This is a genomic window from Stappia sp. MMSF_3263, assembly GCF_030733745.1.
GTDB lineage: Bacteria > Pseudomonadota > Alphaproteobacteria > Rhizobiales > Stappiaceae > Stappia.
In genome coordinates, this window is record NZ_JASHIK010000039.1 from 1 (window position 1) to 22,077 (window position 22,077).

General features: G+C 66.5%; 25 protein-coding genes. 8 read left to right on the forward strand and 17 right to left on the reverse strand.

What is annotated here, in order from left to right:
- Positions 1-49 precede the first annotated feature (49 nt).
- The 11 genes from RBB46_RS22665 to RBB46_RS22715 all read right to left on the reverse strand — a co-directional run bounded on the left by RBB46_RS22665 (position 50) and on the right by RBB46_RS22715 (position 10,075).
- Positions 50-1,486 (reverse strand): DegQ family serine endoprotease, encoded by a 1,437-nt coding sequence (locus tag RBB46_RS22665; protein WP_306031367.1) that lies wholly within the window; start codon positions 1,484-1,486, stop codon positions 50-52.
- Positions 1,487-1,710: 224 nt separating this feature from the next.
- On the reverse strand, positions 1,711-1,896 hold the full coding sequence (locus RBB46_RS22670) for a DUF2065 family protein (RefSeq protein ID WP_306031344.1): 186 nt from the start codon (positions 1,894-1,896) through the stop codon (positions 1,711-1,713).
- A complete protein-coding gene (hflC, locus tag RBB46_RS22675) occupies positions 1,893-2,855 on the reverse strand; it encodes a protease modulator HflC (RefSeq protein ID WP_306031345.1) in 963 nt (320 codons plus the stop codon). The genes RBB46_RS22670 and hflC overlap by 4 nt, the downstream gene beginning before the upstream one ends.
- On the reverse strand, positions 2,855-4,030 hold the full coding sequence (gene hflK, locus RBB46_RS22680; RefSeq protein WP_306031346.1) for an FtsH protease activity modulator HflK: 1,176 nt from the start codon (positions 4,028-4,030) through the stop codon (positions 2,855-2,857). Before hflK ends, hflC begins: the two co-directional genes overlap by 1 nt.
- A 329-nt stretch (positions 4,031-4,359) precedes the next feature.
- A complete protein-coding gene (gene fghA, locus RBB46_RS22685; RefSeq protein ID WP_306031347.1) occupies positions 4,360-5,202 on the reverse strand; it encodes an S-formylglutathione hydrolase in 843 nt (280 codons plus the stop codon).
- Positions 5,199-5,669 carry a GNAT family N-acetyltransferase gene (locus RBB46_RS22690; RefSeq protein ID WP_306031368.1) on the reverse strand — a complete coding sequence of 157 codons (471 nt, stop codon included), beginning with the start codon at positions 5,667-5,669 and terminating at the stop codon, positions 5,199-5,201. Before RBB46_RS22690 ends, fghA begins: the two co-directional genes overlap by 4 nt.
- Positions 5,670-5,728: 59 nt before the next feature.
- The gene (locus tag RBB46_RS22695) at positions 5,729-6,139 is read right to left on the reverse strand and encodes a helix-turn-helix domain-containing protein (RefSeq protein WP_306031348.1); all 411 of its coding nucleotides are present in this window, start codon (positions 6,137-6,139) and stop codon (positions 5,729-5,731) included.
- 76 nt (positions 6,140-6,215) lie between these two features.
- Positions 6,216-7,325 carry an S-(hydroxymethyl)glutathione dehydrogenase/class III alcohol dehydrogenase gene (locus tag RBB46_RS22700; RefSeq protein ID WP_306031349.1) on the reverse strand — a complete coding sequence of 370 codons (1,110 nt, stop codon included), beginning with the start codon at positions 7,323-7,325 and terminating at the stop codon, positions 6,216-6,218.
- A gap of 121 nt (positions 7,326-7,446) precedes the next feature.
- The gene (locus RBB46_RS22705) at positions 7,447-7,992 is read right to left on the reverse strand and encodes a dihydrofolate reductase (protein ID WP_306031350.1); all 546 of its coding nucleotides are present in this window, start codon (positions 7,990-7,992) and stop codon (positions 7,447-7,449) included.
- Between the two features lie 350 nt (positions 7,993-8,342).
- Entirely contained in the window at positions 8,343-9,362 is a 1,020-nt protein-coding gene (gene ilvC / locus RBB46_RS22710) for a ketol-acid reductoisomerase (RefSeq protein ID WP_306031351.1), read from the reverse strand.
- Between the two features lie 59 nt (positions 9,363-9,421).
- Positions 9,422-10,075: a TetR/AcrR family transcriptional regulator gene (locus tag RBB46_RS22715; RefSeq protein WP_306031352.1), complete on the reverse strand. Its 654-nt coding sequence runs from the start codon at positions 10,073-10,075 to the stop codon at positions 9,422-9,424.
- Positions 10,076-10,679: 604 nt separating this feature from the next.
- On the opposite strand from RBB46_RS22715, the gene RBB46_RS22720 reads away from it, so the two are divergent.
- From RBB46_RS22720 to RBB46_RS22735, 4 genes are all read left to right on the forward strand, one after another.
- Complete coding sequence (locus tag RBB46_RS22720; RefSeq protein ID WP_306031353.1) at positions 10,680-11,465, forward strand: matrixin family metalloprotease; 786 nt, start codon at positions 10,680-10,682, stop codon at positions 11,463-11,465.
- Between the two features lie 199 nt (positions 11,466-11,664).
- Complete coding sequence (locus RBB46_RS22725; RefSeq protein WP_306031354.1) at positions 11,665-12,258, forward strand: PRC-barrel domain-containing protein; 594 nt, start codon at positions 11,665-11,667, stop codon at positions 12,256-12,258.
- A gap of 174 nt (positions 12,259-12,432) precedes the next feature.
- Positions 12,433-13,002 carry a DJ-1/PfpI family protein gene (locus RBB46_RS22730; protein ID WP_306031355.1) on the forward strand — a complete coding sequence of 190 codons (570 nt, stop codon included), beginning with the start codon at positions 12,433-12,435 and terminating at the stop codon, positions 13,000-13,002.
- 149 nt (positions 13,003-13,151) lie between these two features.
- A complete protein-coding gene (locus RBB46_RS22735) occupies positions 13,152-13,577 on the forward strand; it encodes a ribbon-helix-helix domain-containing protein (RefSeq protein WP_306031356.1) in 426 nt (141 codons plus the stop codon).
- A gap of 33 nt (positions 13,578-13,610) precedes the next feature.
- Here the strand turns inward: RBB46_RS22735 and soxR are convergent, their stop codons facing one another.
- Positions 13,611-14,042, reverse strand: a complete 432-nt coding sequence (gene soxR, locus RBB46_RS22740) for a redox-sensitive transcriptional activator SoxR (RefSeq protein ID WP_306031357.1) — start codon at positions 14,040-14,042, stop codon at positions 13,611-13,613.
- Positions 14,043-14,108: 66 nt separating this feature from the next.
- Between soxR and RBB46_RS22745 the strand changes: the two genes are divergently transcribed.
- Complete coding sequence (locus RBB46_RS22745) at positions 14,109-15,557, forward strand: MFS transporter (protein ID WP_306031358.1); 1,449 nt, start codon at positions 14,109-14,111, stop codon at positions 15,555-15,557.
- Positions 15,558-15,631: 74 nt separating this feature from the next.
- On the opposite strand, the gene RBB46_RS22750 is transcribed toward RBB46_RS22745, so the two are convergent.
- Complete coding sequence (locus tag RBB46_RS22750) at positions 15,632-16,543, reverse strand: PhzF family phenazine biosynthesis protein (RefSeq protein WP_306031359.1); 912 nt, start codon at positions 16,541-16,543, stop codon at positions 15,632-15,634.
- A 213-nt stretch (positions 16,544-16,756) separates the two neighbouring features.
- On the opposite strand from RBB46_RS22750, the gene RBB46_RS22755 reads away from it, so the two are divergent.
- Both RBB46_RS22755 and RBB46_RS22760 read left to right on the forward strand, forming a co-directional pair.
- Positions 16,757-17,461 carry an SDR family NAD(P)-dependent oxidoreductase gene (locus tag RBB46_RS22755; protein ID WP_306031360.1) on the forward strand — a complete coding sequence of 235 codons (705 nt, stop codon included), beginning with the start codon at positions 16,757-16,759 and terminating at the stop codon, positions 17,459-17,461.
- 53 nt (positions 17,462-17,514) lie between these two features.
- Positions 17,515-18,336: a rhodanese-related sulfurtransferase gene (locus tag RBB46_RS22760; protein ID WP_306031361.1), complete on the forward strand. Its 822-nt coding sequence runs from the start codon at positions 17,515-17,517 to the stop codon at positions 18,334-18,336.
- Here RBB46_RS22760 and RBB46_RS22765 read toward each other — a convergent pair.
- From RBB46_RS22765 to RBB46_RS22775, 3 genes are all read right to left on the reverse strand, one after another.
- Positions 18,333-19,214 carry an SMP-30/gluconolactonase/LRE family protein gene (locus RBB46_RS22765; RefSeq protein ID WP_306031362.1) on the reverse strand — a complete coding sequence of 294 codons (882 nt, stop codon included), beginning with the start codon at positions 19,212-19,214 and terminating at the stop codon, positions 18,333-18,335. The genes RBB46_RS22760 and RBB46_RS22765 overlap by 4 nt on opposite strands.
- Positions 19,215-19,275: 61 nt before the next feature.
- Positions 19,276-19,758: a response regulator gene (locus RBB46_RS22770; protein WP_306031363.1), complete on the reverse strand. Its 483-nt coding sequence runs from the start codon at positions 19,756-19,758 to the stop codon at positions 19,276-19,278.
- Between the two features lie 137 nt (positions 19,759-19,895).
- Positions 19,896-20,369, reverse strand: a complete 474-nt coding sequence (locus RBB46_RS22775; protein WP_306031364.1) for an Lrp/AsnC family transcriptional regulator — start codon at positions 20,367-20,369, stop codon at positions 19,896-19,898.
- 161 nt (positions 20,370-20,530) lie between these two features.
- Here RBB46_RS22775 and ald point away from each other — a divergent pair, with 161 nt between their 5' ends.
- The gene (gene ald / locus RBB46_RS22780; protein WP_306031365.1) at positions 20,531-21,667 is read left to right on the forward strand and encodes an alanine dehydrogenase; all 1,137 of its coding nucleotides are present in this window, start codon (positions 20,531-20,533) and stop codon (positions 21,665-21,667) included.
- Between the two features lie 93 nt (positions 21,668-21,760).
- On the opposite strand, the gene RBB46_RS22785 is transcribed toward ald, so the two are convergent.
- On the reverse strand, positions 21,761-22,030 hold the full coding sequence (locus RBB46_RS22785) for a glycine zipper domain-containing protein (RefSeq protein ID WP_306031366.1): 270 nt from the start codon (positions 22,028-22,030) through the stop codon (positions 21,761-21,763).
- Positions 22,031-22,077 lie beyond the last annotated feature (47 nt).

A 22,077-nucleotide genomic window follows, 5' to 3' on the forward strand; every position in this document is an offset into this window, starting at 1 on the left:
GCGGCCCTTTTCTTTCAGGTGAGAAGCGGGAAGGGGTAACGGCCCTGCCTCACTCCTCGATGGACAACGGAATGAAGCGAACCTCGCCCTGCGCGTTGGACATGAGGAACAGCGCCAACCGCCGATCCTCGTCCTTCAGCGCCTTGACCCGGGCAGCGACATCGGCGGGTGCCGAGACGCTTTCCTGAGCAACCTCGACGATCACGTCGCCAGCCACGATCCGCTTCTCGGCGGCGTTGCTGCCTTCGGCGACGGCCGTCACGATCACGCCCTTGACGTCGTCGGAGATCGTGTACTGGGCGCGCAGTTCGTCAGTGATGGGGGAGAGGGTCATGCCGAGCACGACGGGGTTCTCGTCCTTGGCATCGTCGTCGGACTTCTTGCCGGTGGTCTCGGCCGCGGCCGTATCGGCCTCCTCGAGCCGGCCGAGGGTCACCTTCAGGGTGACTTCCTCGCCCTTGCGCAGCACGATGACGTCGACTTCCTCGCCAACCGGCGTGTCGGCGACCATGCGGGGCAGGTCGCGCATCGACGGCACCCGGGCGCCGTTGAACTCCACGACGACGTCGCCGGCCTCGAAGCCGGCGTCCTCGGCCGGACCGCCCTCGGTGATGCCGGCGATCAGCGCGCCCTCGGCCTTGGACATGCCGAGGCTCTCAGCGATCTCGTCCGTCACCTCCTGGATGCGCACGCCGAGCCAGCCACGGCGGGTCTCGCCGAACTCGCGCAGTTGGGCGATGACGCGTACGGCGATCTCGGAGGGAATGGCGAAGCCGATGCCGATCGAGCCGCCGGACGGCGAGATGATGGCGGTGTTGATGCCGATCACTTCGCCGTTGCGGTTGAACAGCGGGCCGCCGGAATTGCCGCGGTTGATGGAGGCATCGGTCTGGATGTAGTTGTCGTAGGGACCGGAATTGATGTCACGGTTGCGGGCCGAGACGATGCCGGTGGTCACCGTTCCGCCAAGGCCGAACGGATTGCCGATCGCCATCACCCATTCGCCGACGCGCAGGTTCTCCGAATCGCCGAAAGGCACCGCCTTGAGCGGCTTGTCCGGCGTCACCTTGAGAACGGCGAGGTCGGTCTTGGGATCGCGGCCGATCACTTCGGCGGCGAGCTTGGTGCCGTCGTTGAAGTTGGCGGTGATCTCGTCGGCGCCCTCGATCACGTGATTGTTGGTGATGATGATGCCTTCGGTGCCGTCGACGACGAAACCCGAGCCGAGCGACTGCACGCGGCGGGGACGGTTCTCGTCGCGTTGCTGCCGGTTGAAGAACTCGTCGAAGAACTCCTGGAAGGGAGAGCCTTCGGGAACCTGCGGCAGCGGCACGGAGCGCTGCGCGGTCACGTTCTGCGCGGTGGAGATGTTGACCACCGCGTCAAGCAGCGTCTCGGCGAGATCGGGGATGGACTCCGGCGCCTGGGCGCGGGCGGTCCGGTGCTCCGTTGCAAGCAGGCCGCCGGCCAGGACAAGAGCCAGCATGGCGCTGGCGACGCCGCGTCCAATGGCAAGCAAGGGGGTCTTGCGCGAACGGGACGTCGCAGGCGGAGCGATGTTCAACAGGGCCATTGGCCGTTGTCCTCCAGTTGAGCGGGGATCGTTTCCCCGGATTGCGGCGCCGCGTCCGGCGGCACCGCCGCCGGGACGATTGCCGATACTGCTTCGGCGCGGGCGGGCGGGCAAGCCTGATGCCCGGGTGAAGTGCCCTAGCCGCGCACCAGCCAGACGATGGCGACGCCGATGGCCAACGCGGCCAGACCGCCGGTTCTCAGTGCGGTGTCCGGCAGATCGAGGATCTGCCGGACAAAGTTCTTGGCAGCGCCCGGTGCGAGCGCATAGAGGGTGCCCTCGAGCGCCAGCACGAGCCCGAGGGCAACCCAGAGGTCATTCACTGCGCGACAGGTGCCGGTGCGGCCGGGGCTTGTGCAGCCGGGGCTTGTGCAGCCGGGGCGATGCTGGCCGGTGCACGGGTCGGCGACAGTTCGGTGCCGCGCGGGTCACGGAAATAGCGGAAGAACTCCGAGTTCGGTGACAGCACCATGGAGGTCTCGCCGGATTCCAGCCCGCTCGTATAGGCCTGCATCGACCGGTAGAAGGAGAAGAACTCCGGATCCCGGCCGAACGCCTCGGCGAAGATCCTGTTCCGCTCGGCATCGCCGTCACCGCGAATGATCTCCGCGTCGCGGTTCGCCTCGGCGACGATCACGGTCGAGTCGCGCTCCGCACGCGAGCGGATGCGCTGCGCCTGCTCGGCGCCCTGGGCGCGGATCTCTGTCGCCTCGCGCTGACGTTCCGTCTGCATGCGGCGGAAGATCGCCTCCGAGTTGGTCTGCGGCAGGTCGGCGCGGCGGATCTTCACGTCGACAACCTCGATGCCGATCGGGGCAGCGCGGCTGGCCACGTCGCTGCGGATGCTGTCCATCAGTTCGGCGCGCTGGTCGCGAACCACCTGGACGAAGGTCGCCCGGGCCAGTTCGGAACGCAGGCTGGACTGCAGGAAGGTCGACAGGCGCTGGTTGGCCTCGTTGATGTTGTTCACCGTCTGGAAGAACAGCACCGGATTGGTGATGCGGTACCGGGCGAAGGCATCAACAATCAGACGCTTCTTGTCCGAGGCGATGGCCTCGATCGGCGGCATGTTGAGGTCGAGCACGCGCTTGTCGAAATACATCACGTTCTGGACGAAGGGCACCTTGAACTTGAGACCGGGTTCCTGAACGCTGCTCTTCACCTCGCCGAACTGCAGGACGAGGGCCTGCTGCGTCGGGTTGATGATGTAGATTGAAAGATAGGCAACGAGCGCCACGACGGCGACAAGTATGCCGCCAAGTCCGAAAAGACCGTTTTTCATCACTGGTTGCCTCCGCTGCGGGCGGCGCCCTGGTTACGGTTGAGCTGGTCGAGCGGCAGGTAGGGGACGACGCCCGATCCGCCGGCGCTCTCGTCGATGATGATCTTCGAGTTCTTGCCAAGCACCTGCTCGAGGGTTTCGAGGTAGAGGCGTTCGCGGGTCACGTCGGGGGCCTTGGCGTATTCGTCGAGGATCTTGACGAAACGCTGCGCCTGACCATTCGCCTCGGCGACGGCCTGCTCGCGATAGGCATTGGCTGCTTCGCTGATCCGGGCCGCCTCGCCTCGGGCTTCGGGAACGACGCGGTTGGCATAGGCCTGCGCCTCGTTCTGGATGCGCTCCTGGTCGGCGCGGGCGGCCTGCACGTCGCGGAAGGATTCGATCACCTGCTGCGGCGGATCGACCTTCTGCATCTGCACTTCCGTGACCTCGATGCCCGCATTGTAGCTGTCGAGTGCTGTCTGCATCAGTTCGAGCACAGCCTGCTGGATGGGCGTCCGGTTCTCGCCGAGGATCGAATCGATGTTGCTCTGGCCCACGACCTCGCGCATCGAGCTTTCAGCCACGGCCTTGACTGTCCCGGCCGGGTTCTGGATCTCGAAGAGGTAGTTGGAGACGCCGTCGGGCGTGTTGCGGATACGCCACTGCACCTTGAAGTCGACGTCGACGATGTTCTCGTCGCCGGTCAGCATCAGGCTTTCCTCGACGACGTCCTGGGTGTTGACGCGGCCGCTGTTGACGGATTCGCGCAGACCCACGGTCAGCTCGCGGATGCGCAGGACTTCCGGCGTATAGACCGCACCGACCGGATAGGGCCAGTTGTAGTTCAGGCCCGGCGATGTCTGGTTGGTGACCTCGCCGAACACCAGTTCCACGCCCACTTCGTCCGGCTCGACCCGGTAGAAACCGGTCGCCAGCCAGATGCCGGCGCCGATGATGATGGCAAGCAGGATGCCCTTGAAACCGAGGTTGCCGCCGCTCGGCAGAACCGTCTTCAGCGTGCTCTGGCCGCGCTTCAGCAGTTCTTCCAGATCGGGGGGATTGCCGCCGCCGCCGCCGCCGCGCTGCGGTCCGCTACCCCACGGCCCGCCGCCGCCACCGCCGGAACCGCCCCAGGGTCCGCCGTTGCCGCCGCCCTTCCAGCCGCCGCCACCGTTCTGGTTGCTCCAAGGCATCAACACATCCTTCATTTTGGAAAACCGGCCCATGGGCCGTTTCCGGTTGTTTGTCGACACGCCATCAAGGCCTTGTCGGGTTATAGGGAGATTGCCCGTTGCTTTCAACGAAAGCCGGCGCGCGCACCAGACTCGGACTTGGATATCCCGCCCCTCCATGTCAATGCGTGGATGGCAGGTTTCCGCCATTCCTTGCGCATTGACGGTGGATTGCCGGGCAGATGGCCCATGCGGGCCCGTCCGGCGGGTCCCGGCCGGGACGCTCGCCGCGTCGCAAGCCGGCAAAAGCCGCCCCGGCACGGCCCCTGAAACGGGCCGTGCGGCTCACGTCATCCGGTCAACCGTTCGGCATGCCAGGCGAAGTGATCGGCGAGAAAGCTCGCGATGAAATAGTAGGAATGGTCGTAGCCGCCCTGCATGCGCAAGGTGAGGTCGATGCCGGCACTCCGGCAGGCGGCATCGAAGGCCCAGGGACGCAACTGCTCCTCCAGGAACCCGTCTGCTCCGCCCTGGTCGATGAGAATGTCGCGCTCCCAGCCCCGGCTCGTCGCAAGGTGGCAGGCGTCGTGATCCGCCCATGCCGCGCGGTCACTGCCCAGATAGGCGGTAAAGGCCTTCTCGCCCCAGGGGCAGGCGGCGGGATTGACGATCGGGGCAAAGGCGGAGACCGAGCGGAAGAGGTCGGGATGCTTCATCGCCAGGGTCAGCGCGCCGTGGCCGCCCATGGAATGGCCGGCGATGCCGATGGCCTCTTCCCAGACCGGCAGTTCGGCGGCGGCAAGCTCCAGCAGTTCGCCCGCGACGTAGCTTTCCATGCGGAAATGCGGTGCCCAGGGCGCCTGGCTCGCATCGATGTAAAAACCGGCGCCCTGGCCGAGATCATAAGCCTCGTCGTTGGCGACGTCCGCGCCGCGCGGGCTTGTGTCGGGCGCGAGCACGATCATCCCGAACTCGGCGGCAAGCCGCTGGTAGCCCGCCTTCGTCGTGGCGTTCTCCCAGGTGCAGGTGAGGCCGGAAAGCCAGACGAGGGTCGGGCAGGCTTCGCCGCGCAGCGCCTCGGCCGGCAGGAAGGCGGCGAACTCCATGTCCGTGCCTGTCGCGGCGGAGGCGTGGCGGTAGACGCGCTGCTCGCCGCCGAAGGCACGGGTCGAGGAAACAAGGTCAAGTGTCATGGATGGATCGGTCCGGTCCTGGTTTGTCCGGCCACCGGAGAACCTGCGGCCTTTCTCATGTCTATATGGGGTATGCCGTCCTCGAGATAGGTTTCGGAAACCGCCTCGAAGCCGTGCGAGCGGTAGAATTTCAGCAGATGCGCCTGTGCAGAGAGCTCCACATCGCGGCCGGGAAAGGCGCGCGCCGCCTCCGCGAGCCCTTCTTCCATCAGGTATCCGCCAAGCCCGATGCCGCGCCTTGCCGGTGCAATGACGATGCGCCCGAGCCGCACGCCGCCTCCCGCTTCCGGGGGCAGGAGCCGCAGATAGGCGGCGAGCTGGCCGCTGTCCGCGTCCTCGACCAGAAGGTGGCGGGCGAGCGGATCCAGGCCGTCGATCTCCGCATAGGCGCAAGCCTGCTCGACGACAAAGACGTCGACGCGCAGCCGCAAGACCGCGTGCAGGCGCGTCGGCGACAGGTCGCCCATATCCGCCCACAGCGCCGCCAGCCGGTGCTCTTCCGCCGGCGCGGCGGTCGCTGCAATCGTCACGCGGATGCATCCTCCTTGTCGGCGCCGGCGATGCGCGCGATCTGTGCGATTTGCGCCTCGATGCGGTCGAGCGCCTCGCCGGTGCGCTCGTGGTTCTCGCGCAGCAGCTTCAGGGTCGAGGCGACCACGGCGAGTTCGCTGGCAAGCGGGCTTTCGACAGGGGCATCGCCAAGGCCGTAGAGCAGCCATGTCGGGCTGACGCCCAGAAACCCCGCCAGCATGGTCAAGCGGTTGGCGCGCGGTTCCGAGCGTCCCGCTTCCCAGGCGGTGACGGTCGACGTCTTGACGCCGAGGCGCCGTGCCAGTTGCGCGCCGGAAAAGTTCGCCGCCTCGCGTGCCCGGCGGATGCGACCGCCGATGCTGTCGCCGTCGCGGGCTTCCGACCACATCGATCCGGTTTCCGTCATCGTCCGCTCTCCCTCGTTGTCAGGTTGTCGTGGTGACCCGGCCGGGTCTTGCCTCCGGCCGGGGCGGGTTTTTTCGTCAGAACGTCACGACCGAGCGGATCGACTTGCCGTCATGCATCAGGTCGAAGGCCGTGTTGATTTCCTCGAGCGGCATGGTGTGGGTGATCATGCTGTCGATCTCGATCTTGCCGTCCATGTACCAGTCGACGATCTTGGGCACGTCCGTGCGGCCGCGCGCGCCGCCGAAGGCGGACCCGCGCCACGACCGGCCGGTGACGAGCTGGAACGGCCGGGTGGAGATTTCCTGCCCGGCGCCGGCAACGCCGATGATGATGGATTCGCCCCAGCCCTTGTGGGCGCATTCCAGCGCCTGTCGCATGGTCGTGGTATTGCCGATGCATTCGAAGGAATAGTCGGCGCCGCCCTTGGTCAGGTCGACCAGGTAGGGCACGAGGTCGCCTTCGATCTCCTTCGGATTGACGAAATGGGTCATGCCGTAGCGCTCGGCGATTTCCTTCTTGTCGTCATTGATGTCGACGCCGACGATCATGTTGGCGCCGACGAGGCGGGCGCCCTGGATGACGTTGAGGCCGATGCCGCCAAGGCCGAAGACGACGACATTGGAGCCGGGCTCCACCTTGGCCGTGTTGACCACCGCGCCGATGCCGGTCGTCACGCCGCAGCCGATGTAGCAGATCTTGTCGAAGGGGGCGTCGGGACGCACCTTGGCCAGCGCGATCTCCGGCAGCACCGTGTAATTGGCGAAGGTGGAGGTGCCCATGTAGTGGAACACCTTCTCGCCGCCGACCGAGAAGCGCGACGTGCCGTCCGGCATCAGGCCCGCGCCTTGCGTCGAGCGGATTTTCTGGCAGAGGTTGGTCTTCGGGTTGAGGCAGTAGTCGCACTCGCGGCATTCCGGCGTGTAGAGCGGAATGACGTGGTCGCCCGGCTTCAGCGAGGTGACGCCCTTGCCGACCTCGACGACGACGCCGGCGCCCTCATGTCCGAGAATCGCCGGGAAGATGCCTTCCGGGTCGTCGCCCGACAGGGTGAAGGCATCGGTGTGGCACACGCCGGTTGCCTTGATCTCGACCAGCACCTCGAAGGCGCGGGGGCCGTCCAGCTGCACCGTTTCGACGGAAAGGGGTTGGCCGGCCTTGAAGGCGACGGCGGCGCGTACATCCATGGAAGTTCCTCCGAATTGGGGCCGGTTGCGCGCGCATCGCTCATGCGCCCTGGCCGGTGTCGGAGGCGATCCTAGGAAATTGAAGGGGCGGGCGAAAGGCCCGAGGCGACGCGAAGATGTGTCAACGCGACGCGGCGGGCTCGCGGCGGCGATAGGTGAGGAAGGTCACGTCCGCCGTATCCTTCTCGCCACGCGGCGGTGTTTCTCTTTCGACTTCCCGCCAGGTTCCCGGATCGATGTCCGGAAAAAGCGTATCCCCGGCAGGGCTGGCATGGACACGGGTGATCTCCAGCCGGTCGGCGCGGGGAAGGGCGGCTTCGTAGATCTGGCCGCCGCCCACGATCATGATGGCACCGGCACCGCTGTCGCCGATGCTGGTATTGGCGCGTTCCAGCGCCGCCTCCAGCGACCCGACCCGGGTGATGCCGTCAATGCCGTCCGCCCAGCTGAAATCGCGGCTGATCACGATGTTGTCGCGGCCGGGAAGCGGCCGGCCGATCGACTGGAACGTCTTGCGGCCCATCACCACCGGGCAGCCGAGGGTGAGGCGCTTGAAGCGCTTCAGGTCGGTGGACAGTTTCCACGGCATGTCGCCGTCCGACCCGATCACGCCGTTCTCGCCGACGGCGGCGACAAGGACGATTTCGGGCGTGTCGGATTTTGTCATGGCGTGCTCCGGTGGCGGGAGAAATGCGTCTTGCGCCTCTGATAGCGCCCCCGACGCCAAATGAAAACGGCCCGCACAAGGCGGGCCGTTTCCAAGTTGCTCAGGATGCGCTGTGCGTTTGGGCTCAGTTGCGCTTCCCAAGTCGACGAGCGCGCCCTTCTTGATCCCCCCGCGTCGTGCTTTTGGCACGCGCAAGGACTTGATGCGTGGATCGCGAAGGGCGCTGTGCGTTTGGGCTCAGTTGCGCTTCCCAAGTCGACGAGCGCGCCCTTCTTGATCCCCCCGCGTCGTGCTTTTGGCACGCGCAAGGACTTGATGCGTGGATCGTGAAGGGCGCCGTGCGTTTGGGCTCAGTTGCGCTCCTTGTCGACCAGGGCGCCCTTCTTGATCCACGGCATCATGCCGCGCAGCTTCTCGCCGACTTCCTCGATCTGGTGGGCGTCGTTGAGGCGGCGCGTGGCCTTGAAGCGGGCCTGGCCGCCCTTGCATTCCTGCATCCACTCGGAGGTGAACTTGCCGGTCTGGATGTCGGTCAGGATGCGCTTCATCTCGGCCTTGGTCTCGGACGTGACGAGGCGCGGGCCGGACATGTACTCGCCCCACTCGGCCGTGTTGGAGATCGAGTAGTTCATGTTGGCGATGCCGCCCTCGTAGATGAGGTCGACGATCAGCTTCACTTCGTGCAGGCACTCGAAATAGGCCATCTCGGGCGCGTAGCCGGCTTCCACCAGCGTCTCGAAGCCGGCGCGGATCAGCTCGACAAGACCGCCGCAAAGCACGGCCTGCTCGCCGAACAGGTCGGTCTCGCACTCTTCCTTGAAGGTGGTCTCGATGATGCCCGAGCGGCCGCCGCCGACGCCCGACGCATAGGCGAGGCCGAGGTCGAGCGCGTTGCCGGAAGCATCCTGGTGGACGGCGACCAGGCACGGCACGCCGCCGCCCTTCTCGTATTCGCCGCGCACGGTGTGGCCCGGGCCCTTCGGCGCGATCATAAGCACGTCGACCGTCGACTTCGCCTCGATCAGGCCGAAATGGACGTTGAGGCCGTGGGCGAAGGCAATCGCCGCGCCATCACGGATGTTGTCGGCGATGTGGTCCTTGTAGATGTCGGCCTGGAGCTCGTCCGGGGTGGCCATCATCATCAGGTCGGCCCAGCCGGCCGCCTCGGCGACACTCATCACCTTGAGGCCGTCGGCCTCGACCTTCTTGGCGGTGGTGGAGCCGGGGCGCAGCGCCACGACGATGTCCTTGACGCCGCTGTCCTTGAGGTTCAGCGCATGGGCGCGGCCCTGGCTGCCATAGCCGATGACTGCGACTTTCTTCGACTTGATCAGGTTGAGATCGGCATCGCGATCATAATAAACGCGCATCTTGGTGTCTCCCGTTGTGGCGTTTTGGTTGACCGGCGGCTTTTTCCGCCGGCCGGGGCTCAGTCCCGCGTGGTCGCGCTCCCTTGCGTGACGGTCGGCGGGTGAAGGGTGAGGAACTGCTCTATGGCGCGCATCGCCTGTCCGGCAAAGTCGGCATCGGCGCCGCCTGGCGGCTGACCGAGCAGCCAGCGGCCATGGGCATCGCGCACGATCAGTCCGTAAAGCGTGCGATAGGCTTCCGTCGGATCGTCGAAAGTGACGTACCCCTGTCCGCGACCCGCCTCCAGCAACACGCGGGCGCGGGTCGAGATGCGTTCGCGTCCGCGCTCCAGCAGCAACCGGCCGAGCGGGGCACCCTCGCGGCTCGCCTGGCTGATGGCAAGCCGGTTGAGCGCCAGCGAAGTGTCGCCGGCCAGAACGCTCAGGAGATCCTCGGCGAAGGTGACGAGCCTTGCCCGGAACTCCGCGGCGGTCAGTTTGCCGGCGCTTTCGCTCGGCACCCGCACCTTGGCCGCCTGGTGGGCGACAATCGCGGCCAGCAGCCCGTCGCGGTCGCCGAACCAGCGGTAGAGGCTTTCCTTGGAGCAGTTGGCGGCGCGCGCCACGGCGGCCGTCGTCAGCGCCTTCTCGCCGCCGTCGACGACAAGCCGCAGCGCCGAGGCGAGGACCTCGTTCTGGCGCGGCGTGAAGTCGCTGTCGGGGACGGGAGCCATGCAGGTGTCTCGGTTCGATCGGTCGCGGTGACGGGTGTGTGGGCGGAGCGGCGCCCTTGCGGTCGGGCGGAGCATTGGGAAAGAAGAGGATTTTGCATCTTGGTACCGTACGGTACGGTTCGATGAGGGTTATCGCATCGCCCGGAAAAAGGGTCAAGGGGAAACTGCCGGCAAGGGCGATGACGGAAGGCCGCGCCACCGGACGGTGTCACCATACCGCTTGTCGGCCCGGGCAGGCGCTTGTCCCTGGTTTTCGGCCGCTCGCCGGACCGTTCGATGATTTCCGGTTCGCTGTTGAAATTCAGATGGTTGCTTTCATCTTTCGCTCATTCGATGTTGACCTGTTTGCAACAGTGACCAACCAATTTTCCTGGTCAGGGTTTTCCCGAATACTACGTTGCACCAATATAGATGACCCTTGGTCAGATTTTGTTAACCATGGTGTATTACTCTTCAGGCATGTGCTGTAGGTGGCGATATCTTCGAACGACAGGCCCGGTGTCCCGGCAGACCTGTAAACGGCAGCGGCGGCGCGTTACCGGAAAGCTGAAGATCTCCGGGCGGCTGCACCGACCCTCCTGACAAGCGGGCGAACCTCATCGTGATGAAACTTGCGCTTTTTCCGGTGCTGGCCGGTTTGGTCACCGGTCTGCTCACCGGTCTGGCTGCCGTTTCGACCGCACCGGTCCAGGCCGCTGGCGCCAGGACATTCAACCCGCTCACCCTCGATGGACATGTCGTGAAATGGGGCGCGCCCGAACTCGGCACGCCGGCGCATGTGACCTACGCATTCGCGGTCGGGCCGGTCGCCAACACGAACGCGCGCAACTGCCGGGCGATGGACGCTCTCGACGGGCTTGCCGCCGCGGCCGGGGTGGAACTGGCGCGGCTTCGCGGCGAGGCGAGGGCCGCCTTCCGTCTCTGGGAAGACGTGAGCGGGCTCTCGTTCGAGGAAGTGGCGTCGGTCGGCGAAGCCGATATCGTCATCGGCAGCCAGTCGGCGCCGCGCGGATATGCTTTCACCAATGTGCGGCATGCCGGGGAGGTCCTCCGGCCGCCGCTCATCGTGTCTGGCGATTCGCGGGGGCTTGGAAAGCCCGGCTCCCGGGCGGCCGGCGGGCAAGGGGCGGCGGCAGCGCCGCGCGTCTCTCGGATCACCGAGGCGGCCGTGTGCCTCAATCCGGCGCATTTGTGGAAGGTCGGTTTCGACGGAGACCTTGGCACCTACGACCTCCGGTACACATTCGCGCATGAAATCGGGCATGCGATCGGGCTGGATCACCATATTCAGGACCCCTCGATCATGCATTTCAAATATAGTGAAAAATTCCGAGGTCTTCAGGTTGGTGATATTGCCGGCGCCAAATGGCTCTATGGACCTGCGCAGTAAGGGCCAAGGACATTACTTGGACACGATTTGCGTGTATGAGATGCATCGTCAAATATTTTAAGTTATTGTTTTTTCGTTGATTTACATCGGCCTAAAAGCCGGAAAATGATCATGATCGATTCCTATATCTCAGGTTGCACCCCGCGCAGGGCGAGCCACCGCCGTTCTGGTTGACGGGGAGAAAGCAAGGGAGTTGGTGATGATTAGCAAGCTTCTTGCCACGACCGCCACGCTCGCAGTCCTGTCGCTGGGCCCCGCATGGGCGCAGACGGCCACGGAGCCGAAGGGCGATGATCCTCTTGTTCAGGAAAGCGCGCCAGGCGCCGCCATGCCGGCGGACAAGGCGCCCGCGCCGGATGCCGCGCAGGCCCCGGCAACGACGGCAGCCAGTGACCTGACTTTCCTGCCGGCGCAGAAGGACGGTCACTGGCTGACCAGCGGCCTCATCGGCCAGGAGGTCACGTCGCCCGACGGCGAGGCCATCGGCGAGGTCGCCGCGCTCGAGATCGGGCCCGACGGCAAGGTCGTCTCGGTCGTGATCGATGCGGGCGGCTTTCTCGGGCTCGGCGCCAAGCGCGTCGCCGTGCCTTACGATGCGGTCCAGCACATGAGCGACACGCCCGACGGGCAGCGCCTCGTGGTCAGCGCCACGGCCGAGCAGCTCGAGGCGGCGCCCGACTACGTGACCCTGGTGCAGATGCGGCAGGAGGAAGAGGCGATCCGCGCCCAGCAGGAGATGCAGGCGACGCAGCCGCGCACGGTCGACCCGGCCAACCCGCCGGCGACCGAATAACGCGCGTGCTTCCGGCGCTTCCATGCAGGCCGCGGGATGTCCCGCGGCCTGCATCTTTTCGCCATGGGCTTCCGGCCAAGGAGGGCCGGCCCTGCTTGTAGTATCGGCCTAATACCCCCCGTCGGACATCTGTTGCTAGCCTCCCCCGGTTCCAATTCGCCGCGGGAGGACATGATGAGCGCGAAGAAGATCCTGATGATCACCGGTGACTTCACCGAGGATTACGAGACGATGGTGCCGTTCCAGACGCTGCTGGCGGTCGGCCACAAGGTGCATGCGGTGTGCCCGGGCAAGAAGGCGGGCGAGAGCGTCGCCACCTCGATCCATGATTTCGAGGGTGACCAGACCTACAGCGAGAAGCGGGGGCACAATTTCACGCTCAACGCGACGTTTGCCGAGATCGACGTCGCCGATTACGACGCGCTGGTGATCCCGGGCGGCCGGGCGCCGGAATACCTGCGCCTCGACAAGGACGTGATCGCCGCCGTTCGCCACTTCTTCGAGGCCGGCAAGCCGGTCGCCGCGATCTGCCACGGGGCGCAGCTGCTGGCCGCCGCGCGCGTCATCGAGGGACGGACCGTCTCCGCCTATCCCGCCTGCCGGCCGGAGGTGGAGCTTGCCGGCGGCACCTATGCCGAGATCGCCATCGACGGGGCCGTCACCGACGGCAATCTGGTCACAGCGCCCGCATGGCCCGCGCATCCGGCCTGGCTGTCGCAGTTCATGACGGCGCTTGCCGCCTGATCATTGGTCCGGTCGTCGACCTCCGGGCCGATTGATTTCGCGAGAGCGCGAGGCCACCCTGTTCGGCGAGAGCAGGGTGGCCGGCGTCGTTGGCGGGAGGCCGGCGACCGGGATACACGGGTCACCAGGCAGGACGGGAGGACAACACTGTGTGCAAGCTCTTTATCGAGGCCGATCCGGGGCTTTGGGAAAGCTCGACGCGCTCGCTCCGAATTGATCGGATGGTGACGAGCGTCCGGCTCGAGACCTTCTTCTGGAGCGTGCTCGAAGAGATCGCCGAGCGCGACGGCATGAACCTCGTGCAGCTCATCACCCGGCTGCACAACGAGTCCATCGAGGCCGGCCACGACCTTGGCAATTTCGCCTCGTTCCTGCGGGTGTGCTGCGGCCGTTACCTGGCGCTGCAGCTCAGCGGCGACATCCCGAACGACACGGCAACACCCATCGCGGCTCTCGACAGCGCCGGCATTCTCGACAGGGAGCGCGGCCGCATGCGCCCCGTCGCACCGGCCGGGGCGGGATCAAGGACCGGATCCGGGGCCTCAGTGCATCCCGCCGCGCGGCTGGTGTCGTAGGGCGGGGCTGAGGTTCGGAGAGGCCTCACACTCCTATAGCAACCTTGCGCCGGGACCCTCTGTCGCCAGGTGATCGTCCGCGTTGACCAGCGGGCAGCGTTGCACGCTCAGGCACCCGCAGCCGATGCACATTGCCATCTTGTCGCGAAGTGCCGTGAGGCGCTCGATCCGCCGTGTGAGATCGTCATGCCAGTTTTCGGCGATGCGCTCCCAGTCGTGCGTGTCGGGGAAGGTGTCCCCTGGCAGTTCGCAGAGCGCCTCGGCTATCTCGGAAAGCGGGATGCCCGCGCTCTGTGCGACCTTTATGACCGTCACGCGTCTCAGGATTTCTCGCCGATAGACCCGATGATTTGCCGCTGTCCTTTCGGATGCGATCAGCCCCTTGCGCTCGTAAAAATGGAGCGTGGAGACGGGCAACCCGCTGCGGCGCGAGAGTTCGCCGACGGACAATTCCTTCTTCGTCATTCGGAATCTCCTTGACCTGAACCAAGGTTGAGGTCGTAGCAGCATGTCCGTCAAGAGGAGACGGACATGGCGAGCACGGACACCGGGGAAGAGAAGGACGCGGAGACATTCGTGTCATGGAGGGAGTTTCTTGGAAGCCCCCATGCGGCGTCACTGGCCTTGGTTTGCCTGGCCGTCTGGCTGCACGCCGCCGACAGCCTGATCGTCGCCACCATGCTCGCCTCCATCGTGGCCGAGATTGGCGGGGCCGCCCTGGTGGGCTGGTCCGTGTCGCTCTACGAGATCGGGTCGATTGTCGCGGGAGCGGCCAGCGGATTGCTGACCCTGCGCTTCGGCCTGCGCGCGCCGATGAGCATGGCCGCCGTCCTGTTCGGGGTCGGCTGTCTCCTCAGCGCCGTCAGTCCGACCATGCCGTTGCTTCTGGCGGGGCGCGCCCTGCAAGGCGTCGGCGGCGGCGGTCTGGTGTCGATGGGCTTCGTCGCGGTCGGCATGGTCTTCCCGCGCCGCTACATCGCGCGTGCCATGGCGGCGGTCTCGACCCTTTGGGGCGTCTCGGCATTCGCCGGGCCGCTGGTCGGCGGCTTCTTCGTCGAGTATGCGAGCTGGCGCTGGGGCTTCGCCTTCTTCGCCTGCCAGGCATTCGCGCTCGCCATTTGGATCGTCTTGCGCAGCGAGGCGAAGGTGAGCCGATCCACGGCCGCCGCGGCCGGCTTCCCCGTCAGGCGTCTGTCCTTGCTGTGCCTCGCCGTCGTTCTGGTCGCCTTTGGCGGCGTCGAAGTCTCGATCCTGCGCACGGTCCCTTCCGTCGCCGCCGGTCTGGTCTGTCTGGCCGCCTTTCTGTGGCTGGACGGGCGTGCGGGCGACACCCGGCTTCTTCCGCAGCGTACCTTCGATCCGCGGCGCCCGGCCGGTGCCGCGCTGCTCGTGATCGTGTCCATGTCGATCGCGACCATCGCCATCACGGCGTTCGGGCCGCTCCTGGTCGCGGCGATCCACGGCGTATCCGCGCTGACGGCCGGTTACATCGTTGCCTGTTCGTCCATCGGCTGGACGGTCATGGCCGTTCTGGTCAGCGGATTGCCCGAGCGGTTCGACCGGCTGATGATTGCCCTCGGAATGACGGTCGTGGCCCTCAGCATCCTCGGATTTCTCCATGCGGTTCCAAGTGGTCCCGTCTGGCTGATCGTCGTTTTCTCGGGCATGGAGGGCGCCGGCTTCGGGATGGCCTGGACATTCATGCTCAGGCGAACGATGGCGCTCGCCGGTGCTGACGAGGTCCAGCGCGTTTCCGGAGCGTTTCCCACGATACAAAGGCTCGGCTACGCTCTGGGCGCGGCCTATGTCGGGATCGTGGCGAATGCCTCGGGCATGCTGTCCATGGAGACGGCCGCGGACGCCGCGAAGGTTGCCCGATGGGTCTTCGCGTCCTGTATTCCCTTCGCGGTAATCGGGCTGATCGCCATGAGTGCAATGCTGCGCGAGCGGACGGGAAAATCGCGGCCGCAACCGAAATAGCCTGAGCCGCGAACCAGACTGTCGGTTTCCCGCCCCATCCTCATCGCTCGTTCGTCAGGGGTCGCCGAACCCCCTTAAAGATACAGCTCGCCGCTCGAGACAACCACCGCCTGGCCGCCAATGCGCACGGCGTTGAGCTGGCCCGCCTCCACATCGACCTCAAGGTCGATCATCGAGGGGCGGCCCATGTCGAAGCCCTGCTCGATGCGCAGGTAGTGGGTGCCGTCGGTGATCTTGTCGTAGTGGCGCACGACGCCGGCGAAGGCGGCGGCCGCCGATCCCGTCGCCGGGTCCTCGCCAATACCCATATGCGGAGCGAACATGCGGGCGGCGAAGGTGCTGTCATGGGAATTCGTCTGGCGGCAATAGATATAGGCGCCCATCTGGCCGCCGCGCCCGAAGGCATCGTCCCAATGGGCCTGATAAGGGGACACCCGGGCAAGCGCGGCGAGATTGGCCACCGGCACGAAGGCGAAGGGGACGCCCGCCTCAAAAGCGCAGGGGCGGTGGTTCTCGAAGCCGATCTCGTTGGGCTCCAGGCCAAGGGCGGCGGCGATCAGTTCCTTGTCGCCGAGCGGGTCGGCGGGACGCGGCAGGCGCGGCACGTCGAACTCGGCAAAGCCGGCGGCGCCGTTCTTCAGCACCACGCCGCAGCGCACATTGCCGATCGCTTCCTCGAGCACGACCATGGCGTTCTGGTCGGCGTCGCTGTCGCCGAAGCGCTCCTTGGCCAGCAGGATTGCCGTCCCGACCGTCGGATGGCCGGCGAAGGGCAGTTCCTTTGCCGGGGTGAAAATTCGCAGTTTCGCCGAGTGCGCCGGGTTCTCCGGGGGCAGCACGAAGACGGTCTCCGACAGGTTGAACTCCCGCGCGATCGACTGCATGCGCGCGTCCGACAGGCCTTCCGCGTCCAGGACGACGGCCAGCGGATTGCCCGCGAGCGCCTGGTTGGTGAAGACATCGAGGACGAAGAAGCGTCGTGCCATCTCGCGGGATCCTTAGCTGAAAGCCGTTTTGCTGTCTGGTCTTGCCCGCTGCGGGCGCCAGACTGTCGCATGCCCGGTGCCTGCTTGCCAACCTGCTCGCTGCCCGGCGCCGCCTTCGGTTAACGAAGCGTCAACCTCCCGTCCCCGCGCCCGCTTCGCCCGCCATTGGTGAACCGGGCCGGACGCACCGGCGTATTGCCGGGCATGAAGAGCATGCTGGAAAGTTTCCCGTCCGGCGGCGTTGCCGTCATCGTGGGCGCGAGCGGCGGGCTGGGCTCCGCGTTCTTCCGCCATCTGGAGGAAAGCGGCCGGTTCGCGTCGGTCGTCGGGTGCGCCCGGAACGGGGTGCCGCGCGTCGATCTCGAGGAGGAGGCGAGCATCGAGGCCGCCGCCGCCCATGTCGCGGGCCTCGGCCCGCTGCGGCTGGTCGTCGATGCGACCGGGATCCTGTCGGACGCGGCGATGGTTCCGGAAAAGGCGCTGGCCCGGATCGATGCCGGGCAGATGGCCCGCGCCTTCCGGATCAATGCCATCGGCCCGGCGTTGCTGGTCAAACATTTCGCGCCGCTCTTCCCGCGCGAGGGCAAGAGTGTCTTCGCCACCCTGTCGGCCCGGGTCGGCAGCATAGGCGATAACGCGCTGGGCGGCTGGATCAGCTACCGTTCGGCCAAGGCGGCGCTCAACCAGATCGTCCGCACGGCCGCGGTGGAGATGTCCCGTGGCCGGCCGGAGCATGTCATGCTGGCGCTGCATCCCGGCACGGTCGACACGGCGCTCTCCCGGCCCTTCGCCCGCAAGGGGCTGGCCATTCGTACGCCGGACGAGGCGGCAGGCCTGCTGCTGGAGGTGATCGACCGCGCCCGTGCCGCCGACACGGGCAGCTTCCTGTCTTATGCGGGCGAACGCCTTCCCTGGTAGGGAGGGGGCGTGTAGAAGCGGTGCTGACGACAGCACCCGGGCCTGCGCAGACCATGACTGATTTCCGGATTTCCGCCTTCTACCACTTCGTGCCGCTCGACGATTACACGGCGATGCGCGAGCCGCTTCTGGACGTCGCGCACGCGGCGGGAATTCGCGGGTCGATCCTGCTGGCCTCCGAGGGGGTCAACGGCACCATCGCGGGCACGCGGGCGGGCGTGGAACGGGTGTTGGCCCATTTGCGCGCCGATCCGCGCCTGACAGGTCTCGTCGAGAAGGCATCCTTCGCCGAGCGCATGCCGTTCGGCCGGCTGAAGGTGCGGCTGAAGAAGGAGATCGTCAGTCTGGGCGTTGCCGGTATCGATCCGCGCAAGGCGGTCGGCACCTATGTGGCGCCGGCGGACTGGAACGCCCTGATCAGCGATCCGGACGTGGTGGTGCTCGACACGCGCAACGATTACGAGATCGCCTTCGGCAGCTTCGAGGGCGCGGTCTCGCCCGATACCCGGACCTTCCGGTCCTTCCCCGACTGGGTGCGGCAGGCCCGTGCGGATGGCGACGGGCGCAAGGTCGCGATGTTCTGCACCGGCGGGATCCGCTGCGAGAAGGCGAGCGCGCTGCTCCTGTCGGAAGGGTTCGGGGAGGTGTTCCACCTGGAAGGCGGCATTCTCAACTATCTGGAGAAGGTGCCCGAGGCGGAAAGCCTGTGGAATGGCGCGTGTTTCGTTTTCGACGAGCGTATCGCCGTCGACCACGCCCTGCGCCCGACCTGGGGACGGGGTGCGCCGGAGGCCGCGCGCGAGGTGCTGCCCGCCGGTCTGGCTGATGAACTGCCCGATGCCGATCCGGAAGCTGCGTCCGGCAACGACGTCTAGAGTCGGAACCGTTCGGCCTTGAGGCCGCGAACGCCGGGGCGCAGCATGAACAACCGGCCCGAGTCCGGATGTGCCGCAAGCAGCGCCGCGTCGGCAAGCGGGCGCAGGCTCGTCACCACCAGCGCATCGAGATCCGGCCCGCAGAAGCACGGCATGGTCGGGCGCGGAACGGGCATGGCGATCACCTCCACCAGCGTGCCGTCCGGCGAGAAGCAATTGAGGAGCCCGGCGGAAACGCCGGCCGACCAGTAGCGGCCGTCCGCGTCGACGGTTCCCCCGTCCGGCCGCCCGGCCTCGTTGGCGAGTTTGGCAAAGAGCCGGCGGGCCGACATCGCCCCGCTTGCCGGGTCGAAGTCCCAGGCCTCGATGATGCCCGGGCGGCTGTCGGCGTGATACATGGTCCGCCCGTCGGGTGACCAGGCCAGGCCGTTCGAGACCGTGACGCCCTCAACCAGCTTCTCGCAGTGTCCCCCGGCTCGCACCCGGTAGAGCGCGCCGATCGGCTGCCGGTCGGGCCGGTCGTCCATGGTGCCGACATAGAAGGCGCCGTCGGGACCGACCTTGCCGTCGTTGAGGCGGGTGCGCGGATCGTCGGTCTCGATCTCGGCGAGCACGTCCAGCGAGCCGTCCTGAAGGCCGAAGATCGCGACGCGGTCGCGGATGGCGACGACGAGCCGGTCCGGGTCTTCCGTCAGGCCGAACGAGCCGATCACGTCGGGAAGGTCCCAGTGCCGCTCCTGGCGGCTCGACCAGTCGAGCGCGTGCAATCGCTTGCCGAGAATGTCGCACCAGTAGAGGCATCCGAGGCGGTCGTCCCAGGTGGGGCCTTCCGCCAGGTCGCTCCGGGTCTCGCTCAGCCGTGAAATCTCGTGCGCCATCAACTTCTCCCTCGGGGCTTCATGTCCGTTGTCGGACGGATGGGGCGAGGGATCAAGGGTGTCAGGCGCTGGCCCGGTGCGGATCGCGGTGCAGGGGCGGACGGTTGCCCAGCCATGTCCTGAAGATGGTGCTGGCGAGTTCGGCGATGCTGTGCATGGAATCGGGCTTGGTGATCACCGCATCGGCCCCGTGCCGCAGGGCCTCGTCGGCCGCCTCCCGGTTGCTTGCCGTCGACAGGATGAGGATCGGCGTGTCGGCCAGCGCCGCGCTTGCCCGCATCATCCTCAGCACGTCGAGACCGGAGAGGCCGGGCATGTTCATGTCCAGCAGGATCAGATCGGGCAGGGGGGATTTCGCCGCGACGGCCGCCTCGACGCGCGCCAGCGCCTGCACGCCGTCCACCGCCTTGACCAGGGTGAACCGGTCGGGCCAGGGGCAGGCACGCTGCAGGAGATGCCCGAATATCCACAGATCGTCGGGATCGTCATCGACGAGCATCAGCGTGGAGCCGCGTCCGGTCGCGGAAAACCTCTCTTCCGTCATGGCTGGACCGCCGAAGTCGAAACTGCGCGAATTTCTGATTGCGGCAATTATTCTATCAGCAAATCCGACAGGGTTCCAGCCGGCGACCATGCGCCGCGCCCGTCAAATCAGGCAGGATGCACCCCGCGCGGCGCGGATCAGTGTGCGGCCTCCGGCAGCGGAAAGGCGGTGCTGCGCGCCACCGTGCGGATGGCGAAGGACGACTTCATCCGTGAAACGCCGGGCAGGCGGGCGAGATGGTCGCGGTGGATCCGCTCGAAATCGGTCGGATCGGCGGCGGCGATGCGCAGCAGATAGTCGGCATCGCCGGCCATCAGGTAGCACTCCATGATTTCCGGCGAGAGGGCGACCGCCTTTTCGAAGCGGGTCAGCACCTCGTTGGCCTGGGAGTTCAGCGAGATCTCCACGAAGATGTCCATGCGCCGCCCAATCTGCGACTGGTCGAGCAGGGCGACGTATTTCTCGATGACCCCGGCCTCCTCGAGCGCGCGTACCCGGCGCAGGCAGGCGGAAGGGGACAGGCCGACGGCTTCGGCAAGATCGGCGTTTGCCATGCGGCCGTCCTCCTGCAGCAGGGCCAGGATACGCCGGTCAATACGGTCGAAGTTCACAAGGTCCTCCGCAGATAATTTGGCTTACGTCGGGTTTCACGCCTTGAAATTGCATGAAACTACTTACCCGGGTCAAGTACGCAAGCACATTCGAAGCGCGTTGTCGTATCCTTGCAGTCAAAGGGCGGAAGGTGTCCGGCCCGTGCTGGAGGAGGCTTGTGATGCGCATCGGTGTGCCGAAAGAGATCAAGAACCATGAGTACCGGGTCGGCCTGACCCCTGACAGCGTCCGCGAACTGGTGGCCAACGGCCACGAGCTTTTCGTCGAGACCCAGGCCGGCCAGGGCATCGGCGCGGACGATGCCGAATACGAGGCCGCCGGCGCCAGGATCCTTGCAAGCGCGGCCGAGGTGTTCGCCACGGCGACGATGATCGTCAAGGTCAAGGAGCCGCAGGCGGGCGAACGGGCCATGCTGCGCCCTGACCATCTGCTCTTCACCTATCTGCATCTGGCGCCCGATGCGGCCCAGACCGCCGACCTGGTCAAGTCCGGGGCGACCTGCATCGCCTACGAGACCGTCACCGACGCGCGTGGCGGACTGCCGCTGCTGGCGCCGATGTCGCAGGTTGCCGGCCGCCTGTCCGTGCAGGCCGGCGCGACCGCGCTTGAGCGCGCCCATGGCGGCGCCGGGGTGCTTCTCGGCGGCGTGCCGGGCGTTGCCCCTGCCAAGGTGGTGGTGATCGGCGGCGGCGTCGTCGGCGCCCATGCCATCACCATGGCGCTTGGCCTTGGCGCGGATGTCACCGTTCTCGACCGCTCGATCGATGCGCTGGGCAACTTGTCGGCGCGGTTCGGCTCGGCCCTGCGCACGGTCTATTCGACCCGTGCCGCCATCGAGCAATATGTGCTGGAAGCTGACCTCGTCGTCGGCGCGGTGCTGGTCGCCGGCGCGGCGGCGCCCAAGCTCGTCACCGCCGACCACGTGCGCCGCATGAAGCCGGGCTCGGTGCTTGTCGATGTCGCCATCGACCAGGGCGGCTGCTTCGAGACCTCGCATGCCACGACCCACGCGGAGCCGACCTATGTGGTCGACAATGTCGTGCATTACTGCGTTGCCAACATGCCGGGAGCGGTTCCGCGCACCTCGACCTATGCTCTCAACAACGCGACGCTGCCCTTCACGCTGGCGCTGGCGAACAACGGTTATGCAAAGGCGCTTGCCGAGAACCCGCATCTGATGAACGGGCTCAACGTTCATGCCGGACAGGTGACCTGCCAGGCCGTTGCCGAGGCGCTCGGCTACGACTATGTCGCCCCGCGCGAGGCGCTGGCGCGCGGCGTTGCCGCCGCCGCCTGATCACGCGTCTTCCGCAGGGACGTTCAACGGAAACGGCCGGCAAGGGATCCCTTGCCGGCCGTTTTGTCTGACGCTTGCGGCAACTGCCCGTGCTTACGGGCAGGCAACGCGATAAGGCCGACCGTAGCGGTCGTACTCGACGCAGTTCTTCGGCGTGGTGGCCGCGCCAACGACCGCACCGCCGGCAGCGCCGATGGCGCCGCCCACGAGCGCGCCGCCGACATCGCCGGTCGCAGCGGCACCGACCGCCGCGCCGGTGGCGGCGCCCAGGCCGCCGCCGACCAGGGCCCGGTCAGACTGGCTGTCTGACTGACAGGCGGCAAGCAGCAGCGTCGTGGCTGTCACGATCACGATCTTGTTCATGAAATTCGCCTCCGATTGGTTGGTCCAACTGCCGTGTTAGCGTTCAA

Bases quoted from the DNA above. Each gene is read 5' to 3' on its own strand.
- fghA (WP_306031347.1), bottom strand. From the start codon at position 5,202: ATGACACTTGACCTTGTTTCCTCGACCCGTGCCTTCGGCGGCGAGCAG.
- RBB46_RS22770 (WP_306031363.1), bottom strand. From the start codon at position 19,758: ATGACGGAAGAGAGGTTTTCCGCGACCGGACGCGGCTCCACGCTGATG.
- RBB46_RS22695 (WP_306031348.1), bottom strand. From the start codon at position 6,139: ATGACGGAAACCGGATCGATGTGGTCGGAAGCCCGCGACGGCGACAGC.
- RBB46_RS22760 (WP_306031361.1), top strand. From the start codon at position 17,515: ATGACTGATTTCCGGATTTCCGCCTTCTACCACTTCGTGCCGCTCGAC.
- RBB46_RS22745 (WP_306031358.1), top strand. From the start codon at position 14,109: ATGGCGAGCACGGACACCGGGGAAGAGAAGGACGCGGAGACATTCGTG.
- RBB46_RS22765 (WP_306031362.1), bottom strand. From the start codon at position 19,214: ATGGCGCACGAGATTTCACGGCTGAGCGAGACCCGGAGCGACCTGGCG.
- RBB46_RS22690 (WP_306031368.1), bottom strand. From the start codon at position 5,669: ATGGGCGACCTGTCGCCGACGCGCCTGCACGCGGTCTTGCGGCTGCGC.
- ald (WP_306031365.1), top strand. From the start codon at position 20,531: ATGCGCATCGGTGTGCCGAAAGAGATCAAGAACCATGAGTACCGGGTC.
- hflC (WP_306031345.1), bottom strand. From the start codon at position 2,855: ATGAAAAACGGTCTTTTCGGACTTGGCGGCATACTTGTCGCCGTCGTG.
- hflK (WP_306031346.1), bottom strand. From the start codon at position 4,030: ATGCCTTGGAGCAACCAGAACGGTGGCGGCGGCTGGAAGGGCGGCGGC.
- RBB46_RS22785 (WP_306031366.1), bottom strand. From the start codon at position 22,030: ATGAACAAGATCGTGATCGTGACAGCCACGACGCTGCTGCTTGCCGCC.
- soxR (WP_306031357.1), bottom strand. From the start codon at position 14,042: ATGACGAAGAAGGAATTGTCCGTCGGCGAACTCTCGCGCCGCAGCGGG.
- RBB46_RS22750 (WP_306031359.1), bottom strand. From the start codon at position 16,543: ATGGCACGACGCTTCTTCGTCCTCGATGTCTTCACCAACCAGGCGCTC.
- ilvC (WP_306031351.1), bottom strand. From the start codon at position 9,362: ATGCGCGTTTATTATGATCGCGATGCCGATCTCAACCTGATCAAGTCG.
- RBB46_RS22755 (WP_306031360.1), top strand. From the start codon at position 16,757: ATGCTGGAAAGTTTCCCGTCCGGCGGCGTTGCCGTCATCGTGGGCGCG.
- RBB46_RS22730 (WP_306031355.1), top strand. From the start codon at position 12,433: ATGAGCGCGAAGAAGATCCTGATGATCACCGGTGACTTCACCGAGGAT.
- RBB46_RS22665 (WP_306031367.1), bottom strand. From the start codon at position 1,486: ATGCTGGCTCTTGTCCTGGCCGGCGGCCTGCTTGCAACGGAGCACCGG.
- RBB46_RS22720 (WP_306031353.1), top strand. From the start codon at position 10,680: ATGAAACTTGCGCTTTTTCCGGTGCTGGCCGGTTTGGTCACCGGTCTG.
- RBB46_RS22705 (WP_306031350.1), bottom strand. From the start codon at position 7,992: ATGACAAAATCCGACACGCCCGAAATCGTCCTTGTCGCCGCCGTCGGC.
- RBB46_RS22715 (WP_306031352.1), bottom strand. From the start codon at position 10,075: ATGGCTCCCGTCCCCGACAGCGACTTCACGCCGCGCCAGAACGAGGTC.
- RBB46_RS22700 (WP_306031349.1), bottom strand. From the start codon at position 7,325: ATGGATGTACGCGCCGCCGTCGCCTTCAAGGCCGGCCAACCCCTTTCC.
- RBB46_RS22725 (WP_306031354.1), top strand. From the start codon at position 11,665: ATGATTAGCAAGCTTCTTGCCACGACCGCCACGCTCGCAGTCCTGTCG.